The organism is Acinetobacter sp. NIOH-H-8, from assembly GCF_046635365.1.
Taxonomy (GTDB): Bacteria; Pseudomonadota; Gammaproteobacteria; order Pseudomonadales; family Moraxellaceae; genus Acinetobacter.
In genome coordinates this window covers 1-16,884 of the sequence record NZ_JBHDVN010000014.1, presented here as the reverse complement: position 1 = coordinate 16,884, position 16,884 = coordinate 1, and the positions used below count along the sequence as shown (strand labels likewise).

Genomic DNA, 16,884 nt, shown 5'->3' with positions numbered 1-16,884 from the left:
TTATTTATCCTGATGAGATCGAATTAAGCCTTTACAATCAAATAATACCGGTTCAGGTTCGAGCATAATCTTGAATTTGTCCCAGACAGCCTGCTGTACTGCGCCATAGGCTTGACGGACATCCGTCAGAGAAGCATGACCATAGTTCACCAGAACCAGTGCCTGTTTATGGAACATGCCTACTGACCCAAGCTGTTTCCCCTTCCAGCCTGCCTGATCAATCAGCCAGCCTGCCGCCATTTTAACCTGATCATTGGTCTGCGGATAATGGGGCAAATTAGGAAAATGCACAGCAATTTGGTCAAAAACCTGTTGATTTACGATAGGATTTTTAAAGAAACTTCCCACGTTTGGAAATTCTTTAGGATCAGGCAGTTTGCTCTGACGAATCCGGATCACCTGCTGCTGTAAGTTTTCTGCTGTGAGATTATCACCCACCGCTGCTTTAAGATCACCATAATTCAGTTTCAGATTTGCCTGTTTTAGTAATTTAAAAGTAACGTGTGTAATCACATAACGTGTTGGATCATCTTTAAAAATACTATGACGATAGGAAAAATGACAGTCTGAAGCAGGAATGGAATCAAATTTTTTCAGCTTACGGTCATAGACCTCTACCGCATGAATAAATTCGCCGACTTCGACACCATATGCCCCAATATTCTGCACTGGAGAAGCGCCGACCAGTCCGGGAATCAGGGCCAGATTCTGTAGACCATAGAGTTTCTGTTCTGTCGTCCAGAGTACGAAGTCATGCCAAACTTGGCCCCCACCTACCCGCAGACATTGATGCTGCTCATTTCCTTCTAGCATTTCAATGCCCTGGATATCCATATGCAGGACGAGTGCATCAATCTGTTCCGGCAATAACATATTGCTACCGCCAGAAAGAATCAGCACATTCAGTTGTTGCTGCTCAGCAAACTCCAGTGCAGCAATCAGATCATCAGTTGATTGGATCCGGCTGTAGTAAGCGGCAATCGCTTCGAGATTTAGCGTATTAAAAGGTTTAAGTTGAACCTGAGTCTGAATCTGCATGACTTAAACCTTTTCTGTTTGATGTTGTTTAAAAATTTCTACCCAGGCCCGACTGCTGGACTCACATTGGTTCAGGACACGTTCAAAACCATCTGCCCCGCCATAATATGGATCTGGCAAAGCCTGTTTTGAATAAAGCTGATCATGTTCACTCATTAAAGCAACCTGGGCACGCAGGCGTCCGAATTCTGCCTCTGCCTGATGCTGGAGCGCCTGAATATCTGCCAGATTTTCCAGATCCATCGCTAGAATCAGATCATAATCAATAAAATCATGGGTTTTGAGTTGACGCGCACGCAGGCCAGAAAGATTATAACCCCGTTTTAAGGCATGTTGCTGGCTACGCAAATCAGGTGCTTTCCCCGGATGGTAATTACTGGTTCCTGCTGAGTCGACCACAATATCGAGTTTCTGTTCATCACAATAATGTCTGAGTACCACTTCTGCCGTGGGAGAACGACAAATATTTCCCAAACAAACACATAACACCTTATATGGCGTTCTGGATGACATAAACAACCTCAGAGTTAATCATTTTCAAGATACTTATGTTAAGTTATTTACCTGATGAATCCTATATCACCGCCCCATAATAATTTTGTATTTGCGATAAAAATTAAAGGATAAAGACATGAATCGATTTCAGTTTCAAACCGTTCCCAACATCATCGCCGGCCTCGGCACGATTCAGGAATTATCCTCTATTCTCAAACAGGGCCGTTATCAGCGTGTTTTACTGGTCACTGATCCAGGCATGCTACAGCATCAATTACACCTGCCTATTCTGGAAATTATTGAAGATGCGGGACTGGATTATGCAATTTATTCCGATGTACAGGCCGATCCACCTGAGCATGTAGTGCTTGAAGCAGCAGATTTTGCCAAACAGGAAAATGTCGATATCGTGATTGGCTTTGGTGGTGGCAGCTCTATGGATGTCGCCAAGCTGATTGCAATCTTGAGTCATCCGGCACAGCACCAATCTTTGTCTGATCTGTATGGCGTAAATCAGGCTACTGGCCCCCGTTTGCCCTTGATTTTGGTTCCTACCACTGCAGGTACAGGATCTGAAGTTACTCCGATTTCAATTGTCACTACAGGTGAAACTACCAAAACCGGAATTGTGGCACCGATCCTGTTTGCAGATACTGCTATTCTGGATGCAACATTTACCCAGAATCTGCCGCCCTTAATTACTGCTGCGACTGGCATTGATGCCATGGTTCATGCTATTGAGGCTTATACCTCTAAAATCAAAAAAAATCCTTATTCCGATATGCTGGCCAAGCATGCTTTGAAACTGTTAAATGCCAATCTGCAACGTGTGCTGGACGATGGGCAGGATCTGGACGCACGTCAAAACATGCTGGTTGGTTCTATGCTGGCAGGTCAGGCCTTTGCCAATGCACCGGTTGGGGCTGTGCATGCACTGGCTTATCCATTAGGTGGGCATTTCCATATTTCACATGGACATAGTAATGCACTGGTATTAACTGAGGTGATGAAATTTAATACGCCGGATGCCAAAGCCCTCTATGCCGAACTGATGTGCTGGTTAGATCCACAAAGCAAAGGCTGCCATGATGGCCTGACTGACCTGTTTATTGATCATTTTAATAACCATCTGGTGAAAAGTGGCTTAACCCTGAAACTCAAACAGTTAGGAATTCCTGAACATATGCTGATGATTATGGCGGAAGATGCCATGAAACAGAGCCGCCTGTTACAGAACAATCCACGTGAACTTACTCTGGAAGATGCTTACAACATCTATCAGGCGATCTATTAGATTTAGGATTATTTTCGACACAGCAGATCTAGCCACTACAAGTTATTTAAAAATATGAAAGCAGCTCTTAAACAACGCGAACATTATTCATTTTTTCTGCCGATACAGACTCGTTGGGCGGACAATGACCTGTATGGCCATGTCAATAATGTCACTTATTACAGCTATTTTGATACGGCCGCGAATGCCCTTTTGATTCAGGAAGCCGCATTTGATCCCAAATATTCTCCAATGATTGGACTGGTGGTCAGCTCGCAATGCCAGTTCAATCAGGAACTGTCTTATCCGGAAATTATTGAGGTAGGTGTCGCCATAGAAAAAATGGGGAATAGTTCTCTCAGCTATGATCTGGCAATCTTCAAAATGAATTCTGATACGGCAGCCGCTCAAGGCAGTTTTGTACATGTGTTTGTCGATCGCTACACACGAAAAAGCACCCCGATTCCAACTGAAATGCGGGATGCTTTAGCACGTTTTGTCTCAGTCTAAAATATTTTATTTCAGCTGAATATTGTGCAATTCACCATCAAACTGTTCCAGCAAGTCACGTACAGCCGGTTCAGCATGCAGCAGCTCTTCTGCGCGTTTAAAAGCGCGTACTTTACGTTCTTGCTGCATGGTATATGGCGTTAACTGCTCTACATCTTCAAACTTCACCTGGAAAATGGTCTGCGGCCATTGTTCCCGCAAAGCTGCTTCCAGATGATGTTGTAGCTGCGACAAAAGCGGCTGATAACGCTCTGGAATATGAAAGACCGATGCTGCATTAATCTGACCAGTCATGATGCCATACTGAGCCAGTTCCTGAACTGCCGGGGATAACTGGCTGTTACGGAACCAGAATTCCCATTTTTCTACCGTCCATTCACCCTGCATATCCTGTACCGGAATTTGCAGAATATCCTGAGGCATCAGATTACGGTCTGTAGAAATATTTGTATTTTCGATCTGAGTAGATGCAACCTCAGTCTGAGTAGAAATTTCTGGCTGGCTTTCATCTGCTTTATGAATCACTTGTTCTGATTCAGGAGCTAAAGCATCTAGACTAAACTCGGATTCTTGTTCTACTGGTGCAGCAATATCATTTTCAGGAATGAATTCTTCTAAGAGAAAATCATCACTGCTGGCTTCAGGGCTGGATGGAACAGGTTCTGCAGGAACATCGTCAAAACCAAACAGGCCATCTTCCAGGTTTGGATCAAATACAATCTGATCAGACTCAGATTGTTCTACTCTAGTTGATTCAGCTTGTATGACTTGAGGCTCAGAATTGGTTTCTGGCTCGTCTTCATCCAGAAAATCATTCGAAGATGGTTCAGACTGTGCAGTGACTGGATGATTATCCTGCTCGTCTTCATAGCCAGCATCTAATGAAAAATCTTCTACAGCAGCTTGAGCAACCGGAGCACTTTCCTGCTGCGTTATCTGATGTTGCTGTGGAACTGATGCAGCAGGTACAGCTTGTGGTATCTGAGCTGTATTGGCTGGAATTTCATTGGGCTGTAGCGGACGGAAGGCTAGCAAACGCAGCACCGTCATCTCAAAGCCTTGCTCCTGCGTAACCGCAAGCTGTAGGTCAGCCCGGCCTTTACAGGCAATCTGATAATACAGTTGCAAATCTTGTGCTGAAATCAAAGCCGATAACTGCATGATCTTTTGATTGATCTCGGCACTGTATTTCAGGCTTAAATCTGGCAGGTATTGTAATAAAGCCAGTTCATGCAAGGTAGAAATCAACTGATCTAATACCAGTGATACATCCAGCGCCTGCTGACGGAATTGCAATAATAATTCGCTAACACGTGCTTTCTGGTTCTGATGAATAGCCAGAATCAGATCATAGATGATGGTTCGGTCGATCAAGCCCAGCATGTCTTTGACATCCTGATGCTGGATCGCCCCCTGACCATAGGCAATCGCCTGATCTGTTAAGGATAAGGCATCACGAAGCGAGCCCTGTGCTGATTCTGCAATCTGCCAGATCGCATCCTGATCAGCCTGAATGCTTTCTTTCGTCAGGATATTGCCCAGATGTTCGGTAATTTCATCGACAGCCAATGGACGCAAAGTGAATTGCAGACAGCGAGAAATAACTGTAATCGGCAACTTTTGTGGATCTGTGGTTGCGAACAGGAATTTGACATGCTCCGGTGGTTCTTCCAGTGTCTTTAATAGAGCATTGAAGGAATGCGTGGACAGCATATGTACTTCATCGATCAGATAAACCTTGAAACGACCCTGAGTTGGCGCATAAGGGACATTGTCCAGCAGCTCACGGGTATCTTCGACTTTGGTACGTGATGCCGCATCGATCTCAATCAGGTCAATAAAACGGCCTTCATTGACGGCGGTACAGGTCGGACATACCTCACAAGGAGTCGAAGTAATACCGGTTTCACAGTTCAAGCACTTCGCCAAAATACGTGCAATCGTGGTCTTACCAACACCACGCGTTCCCGTAAACAAATAGGCATGGTGCAAACGGCCACGCTCCAGTGCGCTGGTTAAGGCACGTGAAACATGGTTTTGACCGACCAATTCGTTGAAATTGCGGGGACGGTATTTTCGCGCAAGTACTTGATACATGTATGCTCCTTTTTACAGGTCTAAGCATACTGTTTTTTTATAAAATAGTGAATGAATTAATCAGTTATGATCTGGAGAGATAGACCTATCAATCTGATTTAAATCAACTATCTCGAAGCTGTTTGCTCCATTTTTATGCCTGACTGAAATATCAGGATATTTTTAGTATATTTGGAAAATAAAATATCTATTGATTTTCGCTCTATTTGAGCGGATTAATACAATCTTAGAAATAAAAATTTCTGATCAAAGATAAAGGATTGGGTTGAATCTGTTTAAGCGAATCGCCCTAAAATAAAATCACTCTGCATCTGGTAGCGTTTACCGCTTTTGTCTTCACGGATTTCCAGCACATGCTCTTCCAGATCAACATACAGTAAATTACGAGTCGCTACATTCACCAGCTCAATTTTCTGATGAGAATCATCTTGGAAACGAATCGGGCCACTAAAGGTTTCCACCTCATTATGACCACTCAGGCTTTCACGTTCTAAAGTATAAGTTTGATCTTCGTGCAGAGTTAGCATGACAGCCATGCCCGGACAATCATCACAACGGGACAAGCAGCCCATGCAAGGAGTTGTACCCTGATACTCTCCCGCCCATGCTGGAATCTGTGCCTTGGCTTCAACAATAGTATTTTTAGCTGATTGGGTTTGATCCTGACAACCGAATAAAGCACCGGTTGCCACTAAGGGAATCAGTATTACTTTTTTCATGGTTTCATTTCGCAGCACTGGAATTTGCCACAAAATAGCATATTTTAAATGACTGACTAAACTCCCAAATCAAGGATATTCAGTTAGCGCCAGCCTTTTCTTCCCGTCAATACCGCATCAGCACAGCGCAAAGTTTCCTGCGTCAGCCCCCAAAGACGGTAATCTCCAGTTAATGAACCTGTTGGGAAGTTATGGGTATAGGCAAAACTTAAACCGCGTTCCGGATCACACCAGGCACCAGAACCGTTAAAGCCCATATGACCAAAACCTGTAGAGGCTTTACCCAAGGTCAATATACGGTGATAACCCAGTCGCCAGTGCATGGGCACAGGCATCACCCGATCACGACGGGTATATTGCACCTGACTTAGTCGCTGGAATACTGGAGGTGAAATCAACTGCTGGTCTTGCCAAGCACCATGCTTGGCCAACATCGCATAGATTTTTGCCAGACTGTCTGCAGTAAAGACCCCATTGGCTGAAGGAATAATCGCCTGTAATCCCTCATTACTAAAGAAGCTAAAATTCTTCATGCCTTTAGGAATCATGCCATCCTGAAAATCTTGGGGGCTCTGGCCACTCCAGACCAGAGCACGCTCCATTAAACCGGGTTTGCGTGTAACTACTTTTTTGCCTTTAGAAGATTGAGATGCAGACTTTGCTTTAAAGATCGGTCGCGCAACTCGAGGCAGTTCATCCATCGGCACACTAAAATAGGCACCATTTAATTGCAGAGGCTTAACCAGATATTCCTGCATTAATTGGTTTAATGATTTACCGGTTGCCTTTTCCAGTACTCCACCCACCTGCCAGCCAAAAGTCAAAGGTTGATAAGCGGCATCAGTCGTGGTCTGAAAACGTGGTTCAGCTGCCGCGATCCGCTCCAGCATGTGTGACCAGTCAGCCATTTCAGTGGCATCATCAATGATATTACGGATATCAAACAAACCACTTTGATGGCTCAGCATATGTGCCAAAGTAATCGACCGTTTACCTTTCTGGGCAAATTCAGGCCAGTATTCTGCAACTGATCTGTCATAGTCCAGATAACCTTTACTAACCAGAATATGCGCTAGAGTCGCTAGTACACCTTTGCCAGTGGAATAGCATAGTGACATGGTATCGGGCTGCCATTTTTCAGTGACAGACTTCTTCCCGGTATAGATATCGACAACTTTTTGTCCCTGAAAATATACAACAAGTGCCGCACCACCCTGATCAGTACGTGCATCCTGTAAGCGGCTAAACTGACGAGCAAGGTCGCGAAAACGTGTATCAACATCGCCCTGATAATTATGCTGATCAGCAAACAGATAATCTTTGATTGGCTGCATCATTCTATCCATAGAATTTTGATCCCTTAAAATGAAAAAGCCTAAATCGAGTTTAGGCTTTTGATTTAGATTTAAATCGCTTTTACATGGCCGGTCACATGCGGCTTCTGGTTTTTGCTATTCCGGATCAGGAAATCTGTATCATTCGCTGCTTGAGCCGTTAGAAACTCAACTTTAGAAGGCAAGTACATCGGTAGCTTGAACCAGACATCGGCTTCATACGCATCCGGCAATGACAGATTAGCCAGCGCTTTGGCTTTGCTCCACATACCATGTGCAATCGCCTGCTTAAAACCAAAAGCCTTCGCTGTAACAGCATGAATATGAATCAGATTAAAATCACCTGAAGTCATGGCATAACGGCGGCCGGTATTTTCTGAAATTTTCCATTCAGTATTCAGCTTATAGTCTGGTGCTTTACTTTCTGCTGATTTTGCAGCAGCTTTAGCATCAGTCTTTTGACGTGAAAGATAAGTCGTTAATGCCTCAACGACGACTTCATTGCCCACTTTGACTGTGGTAATAAAATCAAACTGAACGCCTTTGTCATGTGGCTGTAATTCACCAAATTTGCATGACAAGGTTAAAGTCTCATTTACACCGACTTTACGGTATTGCTTGACCTGATTACGGATATGTACCAGTCCTAAAATCGGAAATGGAAATGCTTCCGAGGTCATCATGTGCATTTGCAGACTTTGAGACAGCACGGTCAAATAAATAGCTGGAATATAACCATTATTTTTAAAGCCACATACTTCATTATAGGCTTTTAAATGTTTCTGATCGACCTTGAATGAATCCACCACATATTCAACTTGCGGTAGAACTTTTTCAGCTTTCGGCTTTTTAAAAATCAAGCCTTGAATAACTTTTGGATAGGCTAAATAAGGTTTTGGAAGTTGACTAAAATGGCGCGTATTCATACTGAACCTTTGGAAATATTATCTTTATAAAGTGACCTCTCCTGAGCATACTTCAATCATTGTATGAAAGTGAAGCACTGGAGAGGTTTTGAGAATTCTTGGAATTTTCTCTTTAGAATTTTAATCTCCCTGAATTCCCCTTTAAAAGGGGGCTTCTCCTCTCTTTAAGAGAGGTCGGGAGAGATTCCATTAAGCCCCTAATAGGCTTTGACCACAGACACGAACCACGTTGCCATTTAAACCTGTTGAAGCCGTAGAAGCAAACATGGCAATTGTTTCTGCAACATCTACAGGTAGACCACCTTGGCTCATTGAGTTCATACGGCGGCCAGCTTCACGGATTGCAAATGGAATCGCAGCCGTCATTTGTGTTTCGATAAAGCCCGGTGCAACGGCATTAATGGTTATACCATTTTTTAAGGTTGGTGCTGTGAATTTTACCACTCCAATCACACCCGCTTTAGACGCTGCGTAGTTGGTTTGACCCAGGTTACCTGCAATGCCTGAAATTGAGGATACACAGATAATACGGCCATTGGCATTTAGACCATCGTTGGAGATTAAATAGTCATTTACACGTTCAATGGCAGACAGGTTGATGTTAATCACCAGATCCCATAGCTCAGGCTTCATATTGGCCAAAGTCTTGTCGCGGGTAATACCGGCATTGTGCACAATAATGTCCAGACCGCCTTGCTCAGCTACTGCCGCTTTGATTTTCTCACCTGCATCTGCAGCAGTAATATCGATGGCTAAAGTTGAACCGCCAATTTCACCGGCTACACGGTCAAGGTCTGCTTGCTGTTGCGGAACATCCAGACAGATGACATGTGCGCCATCACGTGCCAATACATGAGCAATCGCTTCACCAATACCACGGCTCGCACCGGTCACTACAGCAGTTTTACCCGCTAATGGTTTAGTCCAGTCCACATCCACTTTTTCAGCAGGTGAAACACGGATCACCTGACCAGAAACATAGGCAGAACGTGGAGAAACTGCAAAACGTAAAGCAGACTCAAGGTTTGCTTCAGCACCGGCATCTACATAGATCAGGTTCGCTGCAATACCCTTTTTAAACTCTTTACCCACAGATTTTACAAAACCTTCCAGTGCGCGTTGAGCAATTGACTGACTGACTGATTTAGCAGTTTCAGGCGTAGTCCCCACAATCACGACACGGCCAGAACTTTGGATTTGACGCGCAATCGGGTTGAAGAAATCATAAAGTGATTTTAACTGTTCTGAATTTTCGATTCCTGAAGCATCAAAAATGACAACTTTGAATTTTGATTCTTTATCGCCCGGATTAAACGCGCCCAGATTCAGTCCAGCCGATGCAGCAGCCTGTTGCAGTTCAGCATTGTTACCTGCATAACTATTGGCATGAATATTTGCCAGAACCTGAGCAATAGCACCAGTCAAGGTACTTGCCGGTGCTGCTCCAAACAATACCGCACCTTTGACAACTGGTGTAGCAGACTCAAAACGGTCTAAAGAAGTTGGGGATGGCAGACCCAAATTTTTAATGACAAATTTACCAATAGGAGATTTTGCAAAAGTTTGGTACTGATCAGTCATGTTTATTATCTCTCATACAAATTAATTTTTGGTTGATCTAAAGTTATCCTTAAACTTCAGTATGATGCCAGACACTTATATTTCAATAGATCTACCAGTTTCCGCCCAATCATACTTGAGATAACAGGCAGATGACTTGACCTAAGCGCAGTCTGTAATGTCATTGTAGTCAATACAGCCTATCTTCTTCTATGCTAATGTAACCGCCAAGAAGACGATCTATTTGCCTGGTAAAGCCTTATGAGCAAAACAACTCAAGATAATCCAGCAGTCGAGAACTCTGCGACAGAAACTGTGTCAAAACCATCAACGCGTAGCAAGCGTAGCACTAAAAATCCTGATACAGCCAATGCCGCAGAAAAAAGTCCGGCTAAAACCACACGTACACGCAGTACATCTGCACGTACCAAAAAAACGACTTCAAGCCAACAAGATTCAGCATCTATAACACAGACTTCTGTTCAACAGGAACCAAACATGAGCCAAAATACAGTTCGCCGCGTTGCTATTATCGGTGGTAACCGCATTCCATTTGCACGTTCTAACGGTGCTTACTTTACGGCATCCAATACTGATATGTTCACAGCAGCCCTGAATGGTCTGGTTGAACGTTTTAACCTTCAAGGTCAACGCTTAGGTGAAGTGGTTGCAGGTGCTGTACTGAAACACAGCCGCGACTTCAACATGACGCGTGAATGTGTACTGGATACTGCTCTTGCACCGGAAACCCCTGCTTATGACATCCAGCAAGCATGTGGTACTGGCCTTCAAGCGGCCTTCCTGGTCGCGAACAAGATTGCTCTAGGTCAAATCGAAGTGGGAATCGCAGGCGGTGTAGATACGACTTCTGATGCACCAATCGCTTTCGGTGATGGCTTACGTAAAGCATTACTTGAGCTGAACATTGCGAAAACAGCGAAAGACCGTTTAAAAGCGCTGACTAAAATCAATGTGAAAGACCTGATGGATGCACCAAAAAATGGTGAGCCACGTACTGGCCTGTCTATGGGCGACCATCAGGCGATTACTACACTGGAATGGGGTATTTCTCGTGAAGCGCAAGACGAGCTTGCAGCCTCTTCACATCAAAAAATGGCAGCAGCTTATGAAGAAGGTTTCTTTGATGACCTGGTAACTCCATTCCTGGGTCTTGAACGCGACAACAACTTGCGTCCAGATTCTTCAGTTGAAAAACTGGCGAAACTAAAACCTGCATTCGGTAAAGGCGATGCACGTACCATGACGGCGGGTAACTCTACTCCACTGACTGATGGTGCGTCTTGTGTGCTATTGGCTTCTGAAGAATGGGCTAAAGCAAATGGCCATGAAGTACTGGCTTACCTGACTTTCCAGGAAACTGCTGCCGTTGATTTCGTAGAGAAGAAAGAAGGCTTGTTGATGGCACCTGCTTATGCAGTTCCTCGTATGCTGGAACGTGCTGGTCTAAAACTTCAAGATTTTGACTACTATGAAATTCACGAAGCATTTGCATCGCAAGTACTTTCAACGCTGAAAGCTTGGGAAGATCCAAAATTCTGTAAAGAACGTTTAGGTCTGGATGCTCCTCTAGGTTCAATTGATCGTGCCAAGCTGAACGTAAAAGGTTCTTCTCTTGCTGCAGGTCACCCGTTTGCAGCAACTGGCGGTCGTATTATCGCAACTGCAGCAAAACTGATTAACCAGAAAGGTTCAGGTCGTGTACTGGTTTCGATCTGTGCAGCTGGTGGTCAAGGCGTAACAGCAATTATTGAAAAATAATCCAAGCCTCATATAAAAAAACCGCTCTCTATGAGCGGTTTTTTATTGCAATATTATTAGCGAAGCATTTGAGATTACTCTAGTAAAGACTTAAGTTAAGCTTTTCGGTAGTCTGGTTCCAGCCCCATTTTGGCCTCAAGGTGGTCATAGCACCACTGGAAAATAAAGGTATACACCAGAATACATAATGTCATCGCCAAATCCAGAAGAAAAGCCTGCGCCAGACTGATCTGTAATGCATAAGCTACCATCGGAATCGTGGCCAGCATCAAACCACCCTCAAATCCAATCGCATGAGCAATCCGCACTTTGATTGTTCTTTTAAGACAATGTTTGGCTTCAAACTTTTCAAAATAATGATTAAACAGCATATTCCAGAACATTGAAGTCACAGCCATCGCAATTCCGAGAGCGCCTGTGACCTCAAGCGGCATATGCATGAGCGTACTCAGTAATATGGCAATCACCACCAATAAAATGCCTTCATATAAGGTGGCATGAATCAGTCTTCTTTTTGAAATTAACATTTCAGTTCATCAAGTCAGGAGATAAGGGAATTTTATTTCTTTTAATTTGATTATTCGAGTTAGAATCTATCAATAAAAATGAAAGATAGAATGCATGAATATCAATCAAGAACAGCTACTGATGTTTAAACTGGTCATGGAAACCGGCTCCTTCTCTGCTGCTGCACGTAAACTTGGTAAAGTTCCTTCTGCAGTGAGCATGTCTATTGCCAATCTGGAAATTGATCTTAATCTGGTGCTATTTGAACGCATTGGCCGTGAACCGAAACCCACCGCACAGGCGCAAGTGCTATATGAAAAAACTGAACAGCTTTTGGTTGAAATGAATCAATGGAAGCAGCATGCGCTTGCGCTCAGTTCAGGTCTGGAATCTGAACTGAATATTGTGGTGGTATCAGAATTACTTCATACCCGCTGGACTGATTATATCGTTTTGCTAGAACGGGAATTTCCAGCGCTGCAAGTCAATGTCTTTAGCGCACCTCAGGAGGATGCTCATCGCATGCTGTTTGAGGGTTCAGCGCAGTTAGCACTAATGTTTGAACGAGAACAGTTAGAAACCCGTGAACAGTTTATAGAATTAAAGCGTGAGGTGCTTGTGGCTGTAGCAGCCAAACAGCATCCATTAAGTCAATTTCACCAGGTTAGCTATGAACAGATTTTACAAAACCGACAGATTGTTGTTGCCAGTCGTGATCGTAGCATTAAGCCGGAACTGCTCTTTTCCCGGAATTACTGGCGCACTGATAATCATCATTCAGCCTGCAGCATGATCCAGCAAGGTTTGGGCTGGGGCGTGCTTCCCTTAGAAATGATTAATGAACAGCCACATTTGCAGGAGCAGCTACAGATCTTGCATCTGCTCGATTTCACCCCAAAATTTGAATATTTTGTCGATCTGGTCTGGAGTCGAGAAACTCGACTGGGTACAGCTGCTCATTTTTTGATTAATCACTTGCGTCAGCAGCGAAAAACCGACCATTAATCACAGAAATTCAACGACAGTCTACTTGGTAAGAGGATGATTTATGATATATAAGAATGCATAAGCAATAACCATAGAACTAGATCGTAATGACATTAACTGCACTAAACCAATTAAAAAACTTGACGACTATTGTGGCAGATAGCAGTGATTTAAGCGCAATTGAGAAATTTCGCCCTCTGGATGCAACTACAAATCCATCTCTGATTACTGCAGCAGCGAAACAACCTGAAAATCAGGCCTTGATTGAAGCAGCTTTTCAACAAGCCCAGCAAGAAGGCTATGTGAATAATGCCCTGATTGAACGCACGATTGATATTTTGACCGTCAAATTCGGTGTTGAAATTTTAAAACTGATTGAAGGTCGTGTTTCGACTGAGGTGGATGCTTCCCTGTCTTTTGATACTGAAGCGACCATCGCCAAGGCTAAAGAATTACTCGCGCTGTATGAGCAATATGGAATTAATTCTGACCGCATCCTGATTAAGATCGCATCGACTTGGGAAGGTATTCAGGCAGCGAAAGCATTGGAAGAAGAAGGTATCCATACCAACCTGACCTTATTGTTTGGCCAGCATCAGGCCCATGCCTGCGCTGATGCCAAAGTGACTTTAATCTCGCCTTTTGTCGGCCGCATTCTAGACTGGTACAAAAAAGCGGAAGGTGTTGAGTCGTATCCAATTGAAAAAGATCCGGGCGTACTCTCAGTGAAGCGCATTTATGAATTCTATAAAGCGCATGGGATTAAAACTGAAATCATGGGTGCAAGCTTCCGTAGTATTGAGCAGGTTTTGGGCCTCAGCGGTTGTGATCTACTGACTGTTGCACCAAACTTGCTGGAACAACTTGAAAATGATCAGCGTGAAGTTCAGGCTCAGCTTTCAGCCAAAGATATTCAATCTCAAGGTGAACTGAGTCCAATCAGTCATGCCGATTTTGATGCACAACTGAAACAGGACCAGATGGCCAGTGAATTACTGCAAGGTGGTATCGATGGCTTTATCAAGGCACGTGAGCAACTGGCGGCTTTATTAAAGGAAAGTTTTTTGAGCACCACCTAAATTCACAGCGAATTTATAGAATTTCTCCAGGCCGATGTTGCTATAATGCCGCATCGGCTTTTTTCATTTTTGCGAGTTCTTCGTGTTTGGTATCACAGATCTAACGACCTTTATTATTGGGACAACGTTAATTGTGTTACTGCCGGGGCCGAATTCCCTCTATGTCATGTCAATTGCCTCTCGTTTTGGCATCAAGACCGGTTATATGGGTGCCTTAGGGGTTTATACCGGTGACTTGATTCTGATCCTATGTACGGCGTTAGGCGCAGCCTCTCTACTTCATGCGTTTCCCGTGCTGTTTATTGCCCTGAAAATTATCGGTGCTGTTTATCTCAGTTATCTTGGTATCAAACTGATCATTGCCGCCTATCAGACTTTCTTTCCGAAACAGTCGTCACAACGTGTTCAGATTAAAAAGACTACTCCTGAAACTGTCGGGTCGATTCAGCCCTTCCGTACAGCATTAACAATCAGTGTTTTAAATCCTAAAGCGATTCTGTTCTACCTGTCTTTTTTCGTGCAGTTTGTTGATCCTGTTTACCCTTATCCGGCACTGACTTTTGCACTCTTGGCTTTAATCCTGCAACTGATCAGCATGACCTACCTTTCAATCCTGATCTTTTCCGGGGTCAAACTCGCGAGCTATTTCAACCAGAATTATAAATTGACGGCTGGCGGGGTTGCTTCAGTAGGAATTCTCTTCTGCGGGTTCGGAATTAAACTGGCGACTTCAACCTTCTAAAAATTAGCAGCTTTCTGGCAAGAGCAGCTCTTTCTAAAATTGTTAAAAACATTGTGTTGATATATGAAAAGCGTATGATTTAAACGCATTTAAAAATAGTGTTATGGATGATGCCTAAACTTTTACAAGATCTCTCCTTTCCTGCCATCATGGCGGGTTTTATTACCTGCATGATTGGGATCAGCGTATCCGCGGTACTGGTCATTGAAGCAGCCCAAAGCCTGGGTGCAAATGCAGCGCAAATCAGTTCCTGGTTATGGGCACTCGGTATAGGTATTGGGGTTTCCGGCTTGCTGCTTTCCTGGAAATATCGCTATCCGATTTCCACCGCATGGTCGACAGCCGGTCTGGCGTTAATTATTGCCTCCGCAGGCCATTACAGTCTGGCCGAAGCGATTGGCGCTTTTCTGATTTGCGGCATCCTGATTGCCTGTCTGGGATTTTTCGGAATATTTGACCGGATTTTTCAGTTTATTCCGCAAAGCTTGACCAGTGCCATGCTGGCTGGTGTCTTGCTGAAATTTGGTATTTCAGTATTTGGCAGCCTGCAACAATCCTGGAGCTTTGTGCTTACCGTACTGGCCATTTATCTCATTTCCAAAAAACTGAGTACCCGTTATAGCATTGTCATTACTGTGCTGCTTGCAATTGCACTCTGTCCGTTCTTTATCGATTTTACGCTTCCACATTTGGACTGGAGCATCGCTCAGCCTGTATGGACCACACCAGAATTTAGCCTGCAAGCTATTTTAGGACTGGCTCTTCCGCTGATGGTGATTAATCTGGCTTCACAATATTTACCTGGCCTGGCCGTGATTAAAAGCTATGGCTATCCACCCAAGGTGAATCCAATTTTAGGCTGGACGGGCCTCACTCAGGCACTACTCGCTCCCTTTGGCTGTTTCAGTGTTAATCTTGCCGCGATTAGCGCAGCAGTCAGTCTGGATGCACAAGCCCATCCTGATCCGGCTAAGCGTTATATCGCAGGTATGAGCTGTGGACTATTTTATATCCTGATGGGTTTCTTCGCTGCAACCCTGACCAGCTTATTGATGGCTTTTCCGGGTATTCTGATTACGGTTCTGGCTGGCATTGCCCTATTTGGTACCATTGGCCACAACATTGCACTGGCTTTTCAGGACACTCATGACCGGGAAGCCGCACTGATGACCTTTCTGTTCAGTGCATCCAATATCCAGTTTTTCGGCATTGGTTCTGCTTTCTGGGGCCTACTGCTTGGTTTGATGGTTTATTTACTATTTAAGCTTAAACCTCAGTTGGGTTAAATTTATAAAAGTAGAGATGACTTATGTCTATCTTTTTTTAATGCCCTGCTGCTTGAGAAAACAGATTTATGACCACTACACCGGAAATAATCAGTGCAATACCAATAAAAGCAGGAAGATCCAACGCCTGCTTAAATACAATATAACCGACAATGGCCGTGAGAATGATCCCGACACCGGCCCAGATCGCATAAGCAATGCCTAAAGGAATCACCTTAATCACCTGAGACAGTAAATAAAACGCGATACAGAATAAAACAACCACCGCTAAAGAAGGCCACAAACGGGTAAAGCCTTCAGATTTTACCAGAAATGTAGAGCCAGTGACTTCGGCAATAATGGCCAAACCCAACAAAAAATATGCCCAAGTTGCAGGATTCATTTTTTCACTCTCCAAATTTATCTTTCCTAGACCAAAACTTAGTTATAGTCAAATCATTATAAAACCAATACAATGGTGCAATGAGTTATTCAGAACATTTTAGACGTAAAATTTTAGCTAAACTTGAGGAAGGTTATTCTATTCGAGCGGTAGCTGCACAATTTGAAATT

General features: G+C 43.8%; 16 protein-coding genes and 1 pseudogene. 8 read left to right on the top strand and 9 right to left on the bottom strand.

The annotated features are described in order from the left end of the window. A complete protein-coding gene (gene murB / locus ACEWB7_RS07750; protein ID WP_125278995.1) occupies positions 1-1,038 on the bottom strand; it encodes a UDP-N-acetylmuramate dehydrogenase in 1,038 nt (345 codons plus the stop codon). A gap of 3 nt (positions 1,039-1,041) precedes the next feature. Then, entirely contained in the window at positions 1,042-1,551 is a 510-nt protein-coding gene (locus tag ACEWB7_RS07745) for a low molecular weight protein-tyrosine-phosphatase (protein WP_125278996.1), read from the bottom strand. Positions 1,552-1,669: 118 nt separating this feature from the next. Between ACEWB7_RS07745 and ACEWB7_RS07740 the strand changes: the two genes are divergently transcribed. After that, complete coding sequence (locus ACEWB7_RS07740; protein ID WP_125278997.1) at positions 1,670-2,827, top strand: iron-containing alcohol dehydrogenase; 1,158 nt, start codon at positions 1,670-1,672, stop codon at positions 2,825-2,827. A gap of 54 nt (positions 2,828-2,881) precedes the next feature. Continuing rightward, positions 2,882-3,316, top strand: a complete 435-nt coding sequence (locus ACEWB7_RS07735) for an acyl-CoA thioesterase (RefSeq protein ID WP_159123193.1) — start codon at positions 2,882-2,884, stop codon at positions 3,314-3,316. Between the two features lie 6 nt (positions 3,317-3,322). Here ACEWB7_RS07735 and dnaX read toward each other — a convergent pair whose 3' ends face one another. From dnaX to ACEWB7_RS07710, 5 genes are all read right to left on the bottom strand, one after another. Further along, a complete protein-coding gene (dnaX, locus tag ACEWB7_RS07730) occupies positions 3,323-5,413 on the bottom strand; it encodes a DNA polymerase III subunit gamma/tau (protein ID WP_312308785.1) in 2,091 nt (696 codons plus the stop codon). Between the two features lie 275 nt (positions 5,414-5,688). Next, positions 5,689-6,132 carry a copper resistance protein NlpE N-terminal domain-containing protein gene (locus tag ACEWB7_RS07725; protein WP_004783916.1) on the bottom strand — a complete coding sequence of 148 codons (444 nt, stop codon included), beginning with the start codon at positions 6,130-6,132 and terminating at the stop codon, positions 5,689-5,691. 83 nt (positions 6,133-6,215) lie between these two features. Continuing rightward, positions 6,216-7,478 (bottom strand): serine hydrolase domain-containing protein, encoded by a 1,263-nt coding sequence (locus ACEWB7_RS07720; RefSeq protein ID WP_312308782.1) that lies wholly within the window; start codon positions 7,476-7,478, stop codon positions 6,216-6,218. 59 nt (positions 7,479-7,537) lie between these two features. Next, a complete protein-coding gene (locus tag ACEWB7_RS07715; RefSeq protein WP_159123195.1) occupies positions 7,538-8,392 on the bottom strand; it encodes a MaoC family dehydratase in 855 nt (284 codons plus the stop codon). Between the two features lie 189 nt (positions 8,393-8,581). After that, the gene (locus ACEWB7_RS07710) at positions 8,582-9,973 is read right to left on the bottom strand and encodes a 3-oxoacyl-ACP reductase (RefSeq protein WP_312316180.1); all 1,392 of its coding nucleotides are present in this window, start codon (positions 9,971-9,973) and stop codon (positions 8,582-8,584) included. Positions 9,974-10,213: 240 nt separating this feature from the next. Between ACEWB7_RS07710 and ACEWB7_RS07705 the strand changes: the two genes are divergently transcribed. Next, positions 10,214-11,731 (top strand): acetyl-CoA C-acetyltransferase, encoded by a 1,518-nt coding sequence (locus ACEWB7_RS07705; protein ID WP_166135004.1) that lies wholly within the window; start codon positions 10,214-10,216, stop codon positions 11,729-11,731. 95 nt (positions 11,732-11,826) lie between these two features. Here ACEWB7_RS07705 and aceI read toward each other — a convergent pair whose 3' ends face one another. Next, a complete protein-coding gene (aceI, locus tag ACEWB7_RS07700) occupies positions 11,827-12,258 on the bottom strand; it encodes a chlorhexidine efflux PACE transporter AceI (protein ID WP_004783926.1) in 432 nt (143 codons plus the stop codon). Between the two features lie 94 nt (positions 12,259-12,352). On the opposite strand from aceI, the gene ACEWB7_RS07695 reads away from it, so the two are divergent. The 4 genes from ACEWB7_RS07695 (at position 12,353) to ACEWB7_RS07680 (ending at position 16,332) form a co-directional block, all read left to right on the top strand. Then, positions 12,353-13,243 (top strand): LysR family transcriptional regulator, encoded by an 891-nt coding sequence (locus ACEWB7_RS07695; protein WP_180068775.1) that lies wholly within the window; start codon positions 12,353-12,355, stop codon positions 13,241-13,243. A gap of 89 nt (positions 13,244-13,332) precedes the next feature. Continuing rightward, on the top strand, positions 13,333-14,304 hold the full coding sequence (gene tal, locus ACEWB7_RS07690; RefSeq protein ID WP_312310073.1) for a transaldolase: 972 nt from the start codon (positions 13,333-13,335) through the stop codon (positions 14,302-14,304). Between the two features lie 82 nt (positions 14,305-14,386). Then, the gene (leuE, locus tag ACEWB7_RS07685) at positions 14,387-15,046 is read left to right on the top strand and encodes a leucine efflux protein LeuE (RefSeq protein WP_179992453.1); all 660 of its coding nucleotides are present in this window, start codon (positions 14,387-14,389) and stop codon (positions 15,044-15,046) included. A 110-nt stretch (positions 15,047-15,156) separates the two neighbouring features. Next, positions 15,157-16,332 carry a benzoate/H(+) symporter BenE family transporter gene (locus ACEWB7_RS07680; protein WP_312310075.1) on the top strand — a complete coding sequence of 392 codons (1,176 nt, stop codon included), beginning with the start codon at positions 15,157-15,159 and terminating at the stop codon, positions 16,330-16,332. Positions 16,333-16,369: 37 nt separating this feature from the next. On the opposite strand, the gene ACEWB7_RS07675 is transcribed toward ACEWB7_RS07680, so the two are convergent. Next, positions 16,370-16,714: an SMR family transporter gene (locus tag ACEWB7_RS07675; RefSeq protein WP_180179573.1), complete on the bottom strand. Its 345-nt coding sequence runs from the start codon at positions 16,712-16,714 to the stop codon at positions 16,370-16,372. 80 nt (positions 16,715-16,794) lie between these two features. Here ACEWB7_RS07675 and ACEWB7_RS07670 point away from each other — a divergent pair. Continuing rightward, positions 16,795-16,884: pseudogene (locus tag ACEWB7_RS07670) on the top strand (transposase); the annotation flags it as partial.